Genomic DNA, 12,202 nt, shown 5'->3' with positions numbered 1-12,202 from the left:
AACACAATGGCAAAAGAATACAAAGATCTCGTCGTCGGCCTCGACATCGGCACGGCCAAAGTCATGGCGGTGGTGGCCGAGGTCATGCCTGGAGGTGAGCTCAAACTCGCCGGCTTCGGTGTGGCACCCACCAATGGACTCAAGCGCGGTGTGGTGGTCAATATCGATGCGACGGTGGCCAGCATTCAGCAAGCGCTCAAAGAAGCCGAACTGATGGCCGACTGCAAGATCACCCGTGTGTACACCGGCATCACCGGCAGCCATATCCGTGGCATCAACAGCAGCGGCATGGTGGCGGTGAAAGATCGCGAGGTCACCCAAGCCGACGTCGCCCGTGTGGTCGAAACCGCCAAGGCCATCAACATCTCGACCGACCAGCGCTTGCTGCTGGTGGAGCCCCAAGAGTTCATCATCGACGGCCAGGATGTGCGTGAGCCCATCGGCATGAGCGGCATCCGCTTGGAAGCCAAAGTGCACATCGTGACCGGTGCTCAGAGCGCGGCAGAAAACATCATCAAATGTGTGCGCCGCTGCGGCTTGGAAGTCGAGCAGCTAATGCTGAACCCACTGGCCAGCAGCCTTTCGGTGCTCACCGAGGACGAGCGCGAACTCGGTGTCGCACTGGTGGATATTGGCGCCGGTACCACCGATGTCGCCATCTTCACCAATGGCGCCATCCGCCATACCGCCGTGATTCCGATTGCCGGTGACCTGATCACCAGCGACATTGCCATGGCTCTGCGCACACCAACCAAAGATGCTGAAGACATCAAGGTCGAGTCGGGCCACGCCAAGCAGTTGTTGGTAGACCCTGAAACCCAGGTCGAGGTGCCGGGTCTGGGCGATCGCGGCCCCCGCATGTTGAGCCGTCAGGCACTGGCGGGCGTGATCGAGCCGCGGGTCGAGGAAATTTTTACCCTGGTAAATCAGGTGATGCGCGAGTCCGGCTATGAAGAGGTGCTCTCCAGTGGCATCGTGCTCACCGGCGGCAGCTGCATCATGCCGGGCATGGTGGAGCTGGGTGAAGACATCTTCCTCAAACCGGTGCGCAGAGGTATCCCCAAATACAACAGCGCTTTGGCCGACATGGTGGCGCAGCCCCGTGCGGCCACGGTGATGGGCCTGCTCGAAGAGGCCCGCATTGCCCGCCTTCGGGGTTACAAGGTCGCCCAGAAATCCGGCACGATGAAATCAGCCTTCAGTTCTGTGAAGGACTGGTTTGTGGGGAACTTTTAACCATGTTTACACCGGCCACCAATGTGTTCGTGGGTCACCAATTTCCCCGCCATTGCTGGGGGCTGGTTCGTGTGCTGGTCCATCGAGGGCAGGACCCGCCTTCGTAAAGCGCCACCGTGTTTGCACTCAGTCGTTGGAAAAAAAATCGTCGAAAAATATTGAATCTCAGGAGATGACAAATATGAAAGCCCAAATCAAGGCCGAAATTCGCGATGCAAATATGGCTTATTTGAATATGGCCCAGAGTTTTATCCAGAAGGACCTCCAGTCCGCTGTGAAAATACTGGGTATGTCGCAAGACGCTGCAGAAATTATCAAAACGTTGTCAGAAAGTCAGAAAACCAGTATTGCCGATAGCGACATTTTGTTGTGCCGCTTCGGTGTCAGCGATGACGTGGTGTGGAAGCTCCTCACCAGCCATCCGGCTCCCAAGCCGGAGGCCGAGCATGCCAAGCGCCTGCTCGCCGACATCTTGTTGGCAGGCCGTTTGGCCGTCGCTGCTTGAGTTCTGCCCGACAACCGGTTTCAACCCATTCAATATTGCAATTCAAGGAGTAACAACATGAGCATCGAAATGATCGAAGAAGAAGCTTTTAACCAAGGCACACAAATCAAAGTCATTGGCGTAGGCGGTGGCGGTGGCAATGCGGTGGAGCACATGATCTCGACATCGGTGGGGGGTGTGGAATTCATTTGCGCCAATACCGATGCTCAGGCGCTGAGCCGCAGCTCGGCCCACAAGACCATCCAGCTCGGCGGTACCGGCTTGGGTGCCGGAAGCAAGCCTGACAAAGGCCGTGAAGCGGCTGAGCAGGCAGAGGCCGACATCCGCCAAGCCATCGAAGGCGCGCACATGTTGTTCATCACCGCCGGCATGGGCGGAGGTACCGGTACCGGCGCCGCACCCGTGATTGCCAAGGTCGCCAAAGAAATGGGCATTTTGACCGTTGGTGTGGTGACCAAGCCCTTCGATTTCGAAGGCGGTCGCCGCATGAGCAACGCCGACACCGGTCTGGCCGAGCTCGAAGCCAATGTGGACTCCCTGATCGTGGTACTGAACGAGAAGCTGCTTGAAGTACTCGATGAAGATGTGTCACAGGATGAAGCTTTCGCACACGCCAACGACGTGCTGAAGAACGCTGTCGGCGGTATCGCTGAAATCATCAATGTGAAGGGCGAGATCAACGCCGACTTCGAAGACGTGCGCACCGTGATGGGTGAGCCCGGCAAGGCCATGATGGGAACTGCCACTGCCAGCGGTCCCGATCGCGCCCGGATTGCGGCAGAACAAGCCGTGGCCTGCCCGCTCCTGGAAGGTGTCGACCTGTCGGGTGCCAAGGGCGTGCTCGTGCTGATTTCCGCCTGCAAGGGTTCTTTGAAGCTCAAAGAATCCAAGATGGCGATGGAAACTATCCGCGCTTGCGCTTCTGCAGATGCCCACGTGATCTACGGCACTGCCAACGACGAAAAGCTGGGCGATGAAATCCGTGTGACCGTGATCGCCACAGGCTTGAGCCGTCAAGGCGCGCGCCGCACCGCTCCCCCGCTGCAAGTGCTGCGCACCGGTACCGATAACGTGCCTTTCCATGTGCCCACGCTGAACACAGTCGCAAGCACAGGGAGCGCAAGCCCTGCGATGGGCAGCGTGGGATCGTCTGTCAGCCAGCCTGACTACGGCAGCATGTCCACACCCAGCGTGTGGCGTACGAACCGCACCCAGGCAGCGGCCAAGGTCGATGCACTCTCAAGCGGCGGCATGGACGACTACGAAATCCCCGCGTTCTTGCGCAAGCAGGCGGACTAGCCTTTTATATACCCCCCGGCTTGCCCACTGCGGGTGGCCGCTTTCCCCCCTTGCAGGGGGCAACACCAGTGGGCCGGCTGAGCCGGACCCACGGTGTTTCTGGCCAAAGGCATCCGCTCCGGAGGCGTATTGCGCTACTTTTACAATAGACCTGTGCTGAAACAACGAACTCTCAAATCCCTGACCCGCGCCGTTGGCGTGGGCCTGCATAGCGGCCAGCGTGTCGAGATCACGTTGCGCCCGGCGGCGCCGGATACAGGGATCGTGTTCCGGCGGGTCGATTTGGCCAATGCTCCGGATATCGTGGTGTCGGCTGAGTCGGTAACAGACACCCGCTTGGCCTCTACCCTTTCGTGCGGGAATGCCAAGGTCCACACCGTGGAACACTTGATGTCCGCCTGCGCTGGCTTGGGCGTGGACAACTTGTTTGTGGACATCACGGCCGAAGAGGTGCCGATTCTGGATGGTTCCGCCGCCTCGTTCGTGTTTCTGTTGCAAAGCGCAGGCATTGAGTTGCAAAACGCGCCGCGCCGGTTTATCCGGCTGATCAAGCCGGTGGAAGTGAGGGAAGGCGAAGGCGCCAACGAAAAATGGGCCCGTCTCGACCCGTACCACGGCTACAAACTCAGCTTTGAGATTGATTTCAACCATCCTGCCGTGGACTCCACCGGTCAAAAAGTCGAATTCGATTTGAGTACCGACAGCTATTCCCGCGACATTGCGCGTGCCCGTACTTTCGGTTTCACCAAAGACGTCGAGATGATGCGTGCCAACGGCTTGGCCTTGGGTGGGGGGCTGGACAATGCCATCGTGATGGACGACTACAAGGTCCTGAATGCCGATGGCTTGCGCTACGACGACGAGTTCGTGAAGCACAAGATTCTGGATGCCATCGGCGACTTGTATATCGTCGGCAAACCCCTGCTGGCCGCCTACAGTGCCCGCCGGTCAGGTCACGCCATGAACAACAAACTGTTGCGAGAGCTTCAAGCCCACCCCGAAGCCTGGGAAGTGGTGACCTTTGAAGACGTCAAGCAGGCACCACAGGGCTTCGCCCAACCGGTTCGGGCCTGGTAACAGCCGCTTATCCGGCCGGTGCTTGTCACGGGGCTGTCGCTGTTGATAATGGAAAGGTCTGCGATGTGCAGACGGTACCGTAAGGCGCACCTCCCATGAACTCCATTTCCTCGATTGCTCTTTCCGGAATGAACGCGGCGCAAACCCGCCTAGGAGCCAGCGCCAACAACGTAGCCAATCTGGCAACTGAAGGGTTCAAGCGCCAGGACACGGTGCAAACCGCCCAAGCCGGAGGCGGGGTCAGCACGTCGGTGCGCGAATCCCCGCAGGTAGGCAATGCCTTGGAGCAGGACGTGGTGAGCCAGTTGCAGGCGAAAAATAGCTTCATCGCCAATTTGGCGGTTTTCAAAACCGCCGACAAAATGGCCGGCGCCTTGTTGGACACCCGGGCCTGACCACGCCCAGACCTTGATTCAGGGTTGGGTGTAACGATGCACCAAGGCGTCTACCCGACCTTGGCGCTTCAATTTGTCGATGGCAGCCTGCAAACGGCCGACGACTTCGGGATTCGATTTGAGATTAAAAGCGTAGAAATACGCTCCTTCGTCTGCAAGCTTGCTGTGCTTGATTACCGTGCTTTCGTCCAAGCTGCTGCTGCGCAATGCCCAAGCCATCGCGACCTCGGTATCCACCATCGCATCGACCACGCCGGACAACAGCAGCCGCAGGATGCTGGCGTTGGAGCTGTCTTCGACCATCGAGGTCGGCGCCACCCCGGCATTTAGCAGGTCCTGGTAAGCCGCCTCGCCTCGCACAACCCCGAAGCGCAGTTTGTTTAACTCGCGTGTGCCGGCTGCATCTGCAGGATGGGGCCGAGCAAACACCCAGGTGCTGCGCGACAGAATAGGCCCCACCCACAGGAAATGGTCATCGCGCTCGGGCTTGCGGGCGGTGGTGAAAAGCACCGTGTCCGGTGTAGTGCGGACAATCTTGTAGCCCCGCGCCCACGGTACCATTTCCACTCTGCAGTTCAAGCGCGCGGTCTTGCAGGCCTCCCGCAGTAAGTCTGTGGCGATGCCTTTGACATCCCGGCCGTCTTGAAAGTTGTAGGGCGCCCACTCTTCGGTATAAGCGGTGAGTGTTTGTGCGCCGGCCGTCGTTGCTGCACACAAGGCCAAAAGGATTCCAGCGTAAATTTTGATGGTGTGCATGTCAAAACCGCATTCATTGGCTACGTCCGTCACGATAACGGATTTTCCCGTTACCACCCACGCCATTGCTCCCGGCGAGCATGGCCATGGACTTGCCTGCATGGGCATGGGTGATCGCCAGGCCCAAGGCGTCGGCCGCATCGGGGCCGGGCAAACCGGGCAGGTGCAGCAGGCGCTTCACCATCTCTTGCACCTGGTCTTTGTGAGCGCGGCCGTGGCCCGCGACTGCCTGCTTCATTTGAAGCGCGGTGTACTCCGCCACCGGCAGGTTGGCGCACACCAGTGCTGTGACCAGCGCTCCGCGGGCCTGGCCCAGTAACAGGGTGGACTGCGGGTTCACGTTCACAAACACAATTTCAACCGAGGCGCAGGTGGGCTGGTAGCGCTCCACCACTTCACCAATGCCGTCAAACAGCACCTTGAGCCGCGCTGGCAAGGCCCGGGTATCGAGGTGCTCGGTGCGGATCGTGCCACTGGCCACATAGCGCACATCCGCGCCCACGACGTCTACCAAGCCGAAGCCGGTAGTGCGCAAGCCGGGGTCAATACCAAGAATTCGCATGCTATAAAGTTAGGAGCTGCTCGCGCAATATCTACGGGCGCTACAGGTCAAAATACCACCGTGCGGAGTGGAAAAACACCGGGGCCGCAAAGCACAAGGCGTCCACCCGGTCCAGCAAGCCACCGGCACCGGTGACTGCGCGCATATTGCCCCCCCAGCTAGGGATGCCCCGGTCGCGCTTGAGCGCTTTCATGACAAAGTGGCCCATCGTGCCTGCAACGCAGGCAATAAAGGAAAACGCAAACGCGGTGCCCGGCACCCAAGGGGTGATGCCGGCAAGCAATGCGCCGAACAGGCTGGCCGAGAACACGCCGATCCACCAGCTCGGCCAATTGAAGCTCATGCTGATGGCAGGGGCTGCCGGTGGCAATTTGAGTTTGCGGGACACGAGGTGCTGCACTGCCATGCAGAACTGCACCACCAGCACCAAGAAGAACACCATGAACGCGTTCCGGTGGTCGTAGCCCGGAAACTTCAGCATCAAGAGCGCAGGCACGTGGCTCATGCCGTAGATGCACACCATGATGCCCCACTGCAGCTTGGCATTGCGTTCCAGAAAACGCTGCGGGTCATTCGCCAGCGCGCTCGCCACCGGCAGGGCCAGGAACACATACACCGGAATGAACACCGCAAACATGTCGAAGTGCTCGGTCGCGACCAGCCAGTACTGCAAGGGCAGCACCACGAAAAATGCCAACACCAGGCTGCGGTGGTCGCCCAGTCGGGTGGGCGACAGGGTCATGAATTCACGCAGCGCAAAGAACGAAAGGCCGCCGAACAAGCTCAGGGCGACCAAGGGGCCGCTCAGCCACCCCACCCAAAACACAAACACCATCAGCCAACTGGTGCGGATGATACCGTCCAGGTTCTTCAGCTCTGCGCGCTTGCGGTCGCCGGCTTCATCGTCGCCGTGCTCCCGCAGGGACATCAGAAACGCCACGATGCTGGAGAGCAGCAACAGGCCAAAAACAATAATGAACAACGCACCCACTTGCTGGGTCGGGCCTAGATTTTTCAGGTAGTGGTACATGGACTTGCCTTACACGTCCCGCAGGGCCACTACGGCGTTGCGCGCCCGGTCCAGAAACGTCCGGCGCTCTTCGCCATCAGCCACTTGCATGGGGGCGCCGAAGGTCACAGAGCACAGCACCGGTACCGGCACCACTTCGCCCTTGGGGAGTACGTGCTGCACATTGTTGATCCAGGCGGGCACCAGCACCACGTTGGGAAAGCGGGTGGCCAGGTTGTAGAGGCCGGCCTTGAACGCCTGTGGCTCACCGGTGTGCCCGCGTGTGCCTTCGGGAAACAGGATGATCGAGTCACCATTGGCTAATGCTTCGATCAGCGGCTCCAGTGGGTCTTCTTCAGAAGTGCGGTCACGCGAGACGTAGATCACATGGAACACCTCTGTCGTGAGCCATTGCCTGAAGGGAGATTTGGTCCAGTAGTCTTTGGCGGCAATGGCGCGGGTGATGTGCCGCAATTCCTTGGGCAAGGCCGCCCAGATCATCACCAGATCGGCGTGGCTCTGGTGGTTGGCAAAGTAGATCCGCTGTTCTGCTTTGGGCGGGCAGCCGTGCCAGCGCGCTTGCGCACCGGTGAGAAAGCGGATCAGGCCCAATAGAAAGTAACTCATCAACTTGGCAAGCATGGCGGGGATGATACAGAGCGGATGTGTCTGCTCTTAGGCTTTATCTCACTCTAGTGGCATCGATCTTTTGGTTTGCGCTGGAAGCGGTGGGCGGGGTGCTCTGCGTCGTTCGTGTCCCCCGCGCTGCGCGCTCCTCCTTGACCTCACTATGCAGAGCACCCCGCCCACCGCCCACCGCTTCCCGGGGGGGTAAGCCAAGTCAATGAATGTTGGCAAGCATTTCACTCCAGCAGTGGAGCAGGCGTGAGTCCCAAAGCGAGGTCAAGGAGGAGGCCGAAGGCCGGGGGACACGAGCGGCGGGACTCATGCCTGCTTCGCTGCGGGCAACAGCCAAAGCAGCCCGAAGCCAAAAATGAATTCAGGGCAGCTGCGCGTCCGCCATCCGCGCCACGATGGTGCCAGCACGGCTGTTCAGGTAGCCCGAGTTAGGTGTCTTCTCAAAGAACTTGGGCCGCGGCAACATCACTGCCAAACGGGCCGCCTCGTAGGCGCTGAGCTTGCTGGCGGGTTTGCGGAAATAGTGTTGAGCCGCGGCCTCCGCGCCAAACACACCTTCGCCCCATTCCACGCTATTGAGGTAAATCTCCAGAATGCGCTGCTTGCTCAGCAACTGCTCCAGCAGCAAGGTCAGCACAAACTCCTGGCCTTTGCGAAGCAAGGTGCGCTCGCCCGACAAAAACAGGTTCTTGGCCAGTTGCTGCGTAATGGTGGAGCCGCCTACGATCTTCGGGGGCTTGGTGCTGGCCTTGCCTTGGCTGAGGCGCTGCTCGGCGCGCTGCTCTGCCTTGGCGTTTTTGGCCCATGCCTTTTCCAAGGCTTCCCAGTCCACCCCGTCGTGTTGGCGGAAGCTATCGTCCTCCGAGGCAATCACCGCGCGTTTCAGGTTGTCTGAAATCCGCTCATAAGGCACCCACTCCTGGCGCCACCGGAAGGTGTCGCGCTCCCGGGCGACTCGCCAAGCCTCGGAGCGTTCAAAGGCGGTGGACTGCGGGTCGATCACCGCCATGGCGGCAATCCGGCCCACGAAATACAGCTGGAGCGAGACAAACGCCACGCCACACAGCAGCACCCAACGCAACAGCGATCTCATCGGGCCGCGGAGGACGAGACCTTGGCTTCCAATGTCTCGTCACGGGTGAACTTGAAGCGGGACACCACCAGAATCTGGTCTGCCTGGCGCCGCATGGCGGTATTGAAGTTGCCGAACGGGCCCGCCGAGCGGGCAATCGCCTGGGCGCGCTTGTCGAGCACCGGGTTGCCCGAGCTCTGCACCACCTCAGCGTCGATGACCCGGCCATCAAAGTTGATGGTGACGATCATGGTCAGCTCGCCATACAGCTTCTTCCCGCCGCTTTGGGGGAAGTTGTCGGTGCCTTTTTCCTCGATACGCTGGCGCAGTTGGTCGTAATAGACCGCATACACCTCTTCACGCACAGAGGGGCTCACATAGCGCTTTTTCGGGCGCGCGTTCTCCATGTTGATGCGTCGCTCGATTTCGGCCAGCAACTTGATCAGCTGCCGGCGCTTTTCCTCGCGCTCGGCCTGGTCTGATTTGTCTGCCAGTTTGTTGGGGTCGGGCGGGGGCAGGGCGGCCAGTTGGCTTTTGACTTGCGCGAGCAACAGGTTTTGCTGCTCCTGCAGGCTTTGCAGTTTGCGTGCGCTCTCTTCTTCGAGGGTGTCGCCGATGTCGGTAAACGCCGAGGGCGGCAAAGGGCTGGTGGCGCGGCCTTTTTCCACATCGCCACCACCAGCCAAATTGGTTTGGGCAATCGCCTGGGCCTTTTCCGGTTTTTCTTTGCTCTTGGCGTTCACCAGAATGACTTCCAGTGGCTGGTCCTCGAACACCCGGTTAAAGGCCTCAGGGTCTACAAAACGCACGGTCAACAGCGCCGCGTGTACCGCAATGGATACACCCAGAGCCCATTGGAGCGTGGTCAGTTTGCGCAGATTCACGGGGTGGGATTATCACCGCCGGCGTCCGGCGCTTCGTTCACGTCCACTGCAATCGCGATCGGGCCTGCCACATCGTCTTCGCTGTCGTCCTCGTCTTCGGTGGCCTCTGTCTCGACCGGTGCGTCCAAGCGTTCCAGCACCGTGCCATGCACATCCAGGGTGATGAGGTCCATCTCGCCCAGCTTGACACGCACCTTGGCGTGGCGGGGCAGGCCTTGGGCGCCCATGACTGGCAACACCAGCGGAATGTCGTCGGCGCGCACCATGCCGTCCTTGAACAGGCTGGCGGTGAGCTCGGTGATGCCGTGCTGCTGGGCGTAACGCATGGTCCAGAACCGCTCCATGGCGCCCTGGTAGCCGTTGTAGGCGCTGTAAGCCGCGTCGAACGAGGAGATGATGGCGAACAGCTCCGCGTCCTTGGGCTTGAACGGGGCGACGAGCGCCGCCGTCTTGCCATGGCGTGCACAGGCAATGATCTGCCACTGGTTCACCAGGTCGGTATAGCGGCGCAGTGGTGAGGTCGCCCACGAATACGCTTTGACGCCGATACCCGCATGCGGTAATGCCTTGGTACCCATGCGCACTTTGACGCCCGGTGCCAGCGACGCCTGGCTGCGGTAAATGCCGGGCACGCCCATCTCGGCGAGCCAGCTGCCCCAGGTGCTGTTGGCCAGAATCATGGCTTCGGCCACGATCAGGTCCAGCGGGGCGCCGCGCTGGCGGATGCTGATGAGGACGGTCTCGTCGCCCTGCGGCTCCGCGCCATCGTTGCCTTGCAGGCGGAAGTTGTAGTCCGGGCGGTTGAAAGTCTCGGGTTTGCCGCGCACGATCTCGCGCTTCGCCTTCAGGTCGCGCGCCAAGCGGTGCAAAAATGATAGCTGCTCGCGCAGACCTGCTGAGGGCTGGGTGTCATTTTCATGGTTAAACGAGGCGTCGGTCAGCCACTGCTCGGTGACCACGCTGTCGAGCTGGTCGTGGCGCAGGTTGTGAGCAATCGGCACCCGCTCCAGCTTGGTTTCACTGTTGGTGATCTCCAGCGTCTCTTCATTGAAGGTGACGTACAGCGAGACGGACGGGCAGTCCCGCCCCTCCATCAAGGTGTAGGTCTGTACCACCTCGTCGGGCAGCATGGTGACCTTGTAGCCGGGCATGTACACCGTGGACAGGCGGGCGCGACCCAGCACGTCCACCGGGCTGCCGGGCTGCACGGCCAGGCCGGGCGCGGCGATGTGGATGCCCACCGTCACGGTGCCGGACCCCAGGCCCTGCACGCTCAGGGCATCGTCAATTTCGGTGGTTTGCGAATCGTCAATCGAAAAAGCCTGCACGGCCGCCACGGGCAACTCGTCCGCAATGGCCGGCGCGCTGATCGCGGGAAAGCCGGTGCCCTTGGGGAAATTCTCCAGCAAAAAGCGCTTCCAGTGGAACAGGTAGGGCGAGGCAATCGCACCGGCCTTTTGCAGCAGCTCTAGCGGCGCAATGTGGGTGGCGCGGCTGGCCTCGACCACCGCTTTGTACTCAGGGGCGTTTTTGTCCGGCTTGAACAGGATTTTGTACAGCTGGTCTTTGATGGACTGGGGGCAGCTGCCTGCCGCCAGCTCTTGGGCCCACTGGGCGATCTGCTCGGCAATCAGGCGTCTCTTTTCGATGGCAGCGAGCGCTTGCTGAATGATTTCGGCAGGCGCCTTTTTGAAGCGACCTTTGCCCGCACGGCGGAAGTAGTGCGGGGTGTCAAACAGCTTGAACAGCATGCCGGCTTGCTCGGCCTGGCTGGCCTGGGCCGAGAAATAGTCTTTGGCGAGATCGGCAAAACCGAACTCTTCGTCGGGGGCAAATTCGTAGGCCATGTCCAGCTCGATACCTGCGGCCTGCGCCTGGGCGGCGGCCACAAAATCAGCAGGAGCGGGCTTTTCGAACTTGATCAGCACGTTGGCCGACTTGACCTTGACGCGCTTGCCGGAATCCAACTCCACCTGTGCAGAGGCTTCTGCCTCGGACAGGACGCGACCGGCCATGAATTTTCCGGCTTCTTCAAACAGTACAAACATAGGGGGTGGATTGTCCCCGCAAAACGGGTCGTCCCGAACCCGTCGGCTCAGGCCTCGGGAACCGAAGGGTTTTAGGCAACACTGCCGGTGTCGCCCCTCAGGCCCATAAAGGCTGCCAAGTCAGGCAAAAAGGCCTCGAAACCCGTGAGCGCATGGTCGCCCCCTTCCAGCAAGGTGAGCCGGGTGTCGGCATAGCGGGCGTGCATTTCGCGCCAATCGAGCACCTCGTCGCCCTTGGCCAGGATGGCGCGGTAGCGTTCGGGGTGTTGCAAGGCGCCCACTTCCAGGCTGCGCAGTTCATCCACGTACTCGGGCAAAAAGTAGAAACTTTCCTCGGGCGCATGCCACTGGCGGTTTTCACCGATGTATTTCCCCAGATCGCGCGCCGGATCGACCGCGGGATTGATCAGCAAGGCGAGGCAGCCCGTCGCCTCGGCGATGTGGGTAGCGTAAAAGCCGCCGAGCGACGAGCCCACCACTGCCATGTGTGCTGTGGGCCAGCCGGCAATGCCCTGCATCAGCAGGGCCATGGCGGCGCGCGGGGAGGGCGGCAGTTGGGGGCACCACCACTGAACCTGCGGAAAGTGGTTGCCCATATAGGCGGCCATGGCTTGCGCCTTGTGGGATCGGGGGGAAGAGCGAAAACCGTGGAGGTAAAGCAGGTGGGTGATGGCCATGTCGGGATGGTAATGGGCGGCGGCTTGGGGATAATCCATGGCT

Annotated in this window: 13 protein-coding genes; 5 read left to right on the top strand and 8 right to left on the bottom strand. The window is 60.6% G+C overall.

The window, feature by feature from the left end; genetic code table 11:
- Nucleotides 1-6 precede the first annotated feature (6 nt).
- The 5 genes from ftsA (at nt 7) to RAE21_RS12910 (ending at nt 4,512) form a co-directional block, all read left to right on the top strand.
- The gene (ftsA, locus tag RAE21_RS12930; protein WP_313881704.1) at nt 7-1,236 is read left to right on the top strand and encodes a cell division protein FtsA; all 1,230 of its coding nucleotides are present in this window, start codon (nt 7-9) and stop codon (nt 1,234-1,236) included.
- 181 nt (nt 1,237-1,417) lie between these two features.
- The gene (locus RAE21_RS12925) at nt 1,418-1,741 is read left to right on the top strand and encodes a flagellar transcriptional regulator FlhD (protein ID WP_313875092.1); all 324 of its coding nucleotides are present in this window, start codon (nt 1,418-1,420) and stop codon (nt 1,739-1,741) included.
- A 57-nt stretch (nt 1,742-1,798) separates the two neighbouring features.
- Nucleotides 1,799-3,040, top strand: coding sequence for a cell division protein FtsZ (gene ftsZ, locus RAE21_RS12920; RefSeq protein ID WP_313875093.1), 1,242 nt, complete (start codon nt 1,799-1,801; stop codon nt 3,038-3,040).
- A gap of 153 nt (nt 3,041-3,193) precedes the next feature.
- Nucleotides 3,194-4,117 (top strand): UDP-3-O-acyl-N-acetylglucosamine deacetylase, encoded by a 924-nt coding sequence (lpxC, locus tag RAE21_RS12915; protein ID WP_313875094.1) that lies wholly within the window; start codon nt 3,194-3,196, stop codon nt 4,115-4,117.
- Between the two features lie 95 nt (nt 4,118-4,212).
- Entirely contained in the window at nt 4,213-4,512 is a 300-nt protein-coding gene (locus RAE21_RS12910) for a flagellar basal body protein (RefSeq protein ID WP_313881703.1), read from the top strand.
- Between the two features lie 18 nt (nt 4,513-4,530).
- Here the strand turns inward: RAE21_RS12910 and RAE21_RS12905 are convergent, their stop codons facing one another.
- The 8 genes from RAE21_RS12905 to RAE21_RS12870 form a co-directional block, all read right to left on the bottom strand.
- Nucleotides 4,531-5,268, bottom strand: coding sequence for a substrate-binding periplasmic protein (locus RAE21_RS12905; RefSeq protein WP_313881702.1), 738 nt, complete (start codon nt 5,266-5,268; stop codon nt 4,531-4,533).
- A gap of 13 nt (nt 5,269-5,281) precedes the next feature.
- Nucleotides 5,282-5,830, bottom strand: coding sequence for a crossover junction endodeoxyribonuclease RuvC (gene ruvC / locus RAE21_RS12900; protein ID WP_313881701.1), 549 nt, complete (start codon nt 5,828-5,830; stop codon nt 5,282-5,284).
- 40 nt (nt 5,831-5,870) lie between these two features.
- The gene (locus RAE21_RS12895; RefSeq protein WP_313881700.1) at nt 5,871-6,860 is read right to left on the bottom strand and encodes a phosphatidate cytidylyltransferase; all 990 of its coding nucleotides are present in this window, start codon (nt 6,858-6,860) and stop codon (nt 5,871-5,873) included.
- A gap of 9 nt (nt 6,861-6,869) precedes the next feature.
- A complete protein-coding gene (locus RAE21_RS12890; protein WP_313881699.1) occupies nt 6,870-7,481 on the bottom strand; it encodes a lysophospholipid acyltransferase family protein in 612 nt (203 codons plus the stop codon).
- A 358-nt stretch (nt 7,482-7,839) separates the two neighbouring features.
- Nucleotides 7,840-8,571: a monofunctional biosynthetic peptidoglycan transglycosylase gene (gene mtgA / locus RAE21_RS12885; protein ID WP_313881698.1), complete on the bottom strand. Its 732-nt coding sequence runs from the start codon at nt 8,569-8,571 to the stop codon at nt 7,840-7,842.
- Complete coding sequence (locus RAE21_RS12880) at nt 8,568-9,434, bottom strand: energy transducer TonB (protein ID WP_428984026.1); 867 nt, start codon at nt 9,432-9,434, stop codon at nt 8,568-8,570. The genes mtgA and RAE21_RS12880 overlap by 4 nt, the downstream gene beginning before the upstream one ends.
- Nucleotides 9,431-11,482, bottom strand: a complete 2,052-nt coding sequence (locus tag RAE21_RS12875; RefSeq protein WP_313881697.1) for a ribonuclease catalytic domain-containing protein — start codon at nt 11,480-11,482, stop codon at nt 9,431-9,433. The genes RAE21_RS12880 and RAE21_RS12875 overlap by 4 nt, the downstream gene beginning before the upstream one ends.
- Before the next feature lie 71 nt (nt 11,483-11,553).
- The gene (locus RAE21_RS12870) at nt 11,554-12,198 is read right to left on the bottom strand and encodes a YqiA/YcfP family alpha/beta fold hydrolase (protein WP_313881696.1); all 645 of its coding nucleotides are present in this window, start codon (nt 12,196-12,198) and stop codon (nt 11,554-11,556) included.
- Nucleotides 12,199-12,202: the final 4 nt, after the last annotated feature.

The organism is Rhodoferax potami, from assembly GCF_032193765.1.
Taxonomy (GTDB): Bacteria; Pseudomonadota; Gammaproteobacteria; order Burkholderiales; family Burkholderiaceae_C; genus Allorhodoferax; species Allorhodoferax potami.
Note: the sequence above shows the minus strand (reverse complement) of the source record. Positions and strands in the feature narration are given on the sequence as shown.

Bases quoted from the DNA above. Each gene is read 5' to 3' on its own strand.
- RAE21_RS12890 (WP_313881699.1), bottom strand. From the start codon at position 7,481: ATGCTTGCCAAGTTGATGAGTTACTTTCTATTGGGCCTGATCCGCTTT.
- ruvC (WP_313881701.1), bottom strand. From the start codon at position 5,830: ATGCGAATTCTTGGTATTGACCCCGGCTTGCGCACTACCGGCTTCGGC.
- RAE21_RS12925 (WP_313875092.1), top strand. From the start codon at position 1,418: ATGAAAGCCCAAATCAAGGCCGAAATTCGCGATGCAAATATGGCTTAT.
- RAE21_RS12870 (WP_313881696.1), bottom strand. From the start codon at position 12,198: ATGGATTATCCCCAAGCCGCCGCCCATTACCATCCCGACATGGCCATC.
- RAE21_RS12895 (WP_313881700.1), bottom strand. From the start codon at position 6,860: ATGTACCACTACCTGAAAAATCTAGGCCCGACCCAGCAAGTGGGTGCG.
- RAE21_RS12875 (WP_313881697.1), bottom strand. From the start codon at position 11,482: ATGTTTGTACTGTTTGAAGAAGCCGGAAAATTCATGGCCGGTCGCGTC.
- RAE21_RS12910 (WP_313881703.1), top strand. From the start codon at position 4,213: ATGAACTCCATTTCCTCGATTGCTCTTTCCGGAATGAACGCGGCGCAA.
- RAE21_RS12905 (WP_313881702.1), bottom strand. From the start codon at position 5,268: ATGCACACCATCAAAATTTACGCTGGAATCCTTTTGGCCTTGTGTGCA.
- mtgA (WP_313881698.1), bottom strand. From the start codon at position 8,571: ATGAGATCGCTGTTGCGTTGGGTGCTGCTGTGTGGCGTGGCGTTTGTC.
- ftsZ (WP_313875093.1), top strand. From the start codon at position 1,799: ATGAGCATCGAAATGATCGAAGAAGAAGCTTTTAACCAAGGCACACAA.
- ftsA (WP_313881704.1), top strand. From the start codon at position 7: ATGGCAAAAGAATACAAAGATCTCGTCGTCGGCCTCGACATCGGCACG.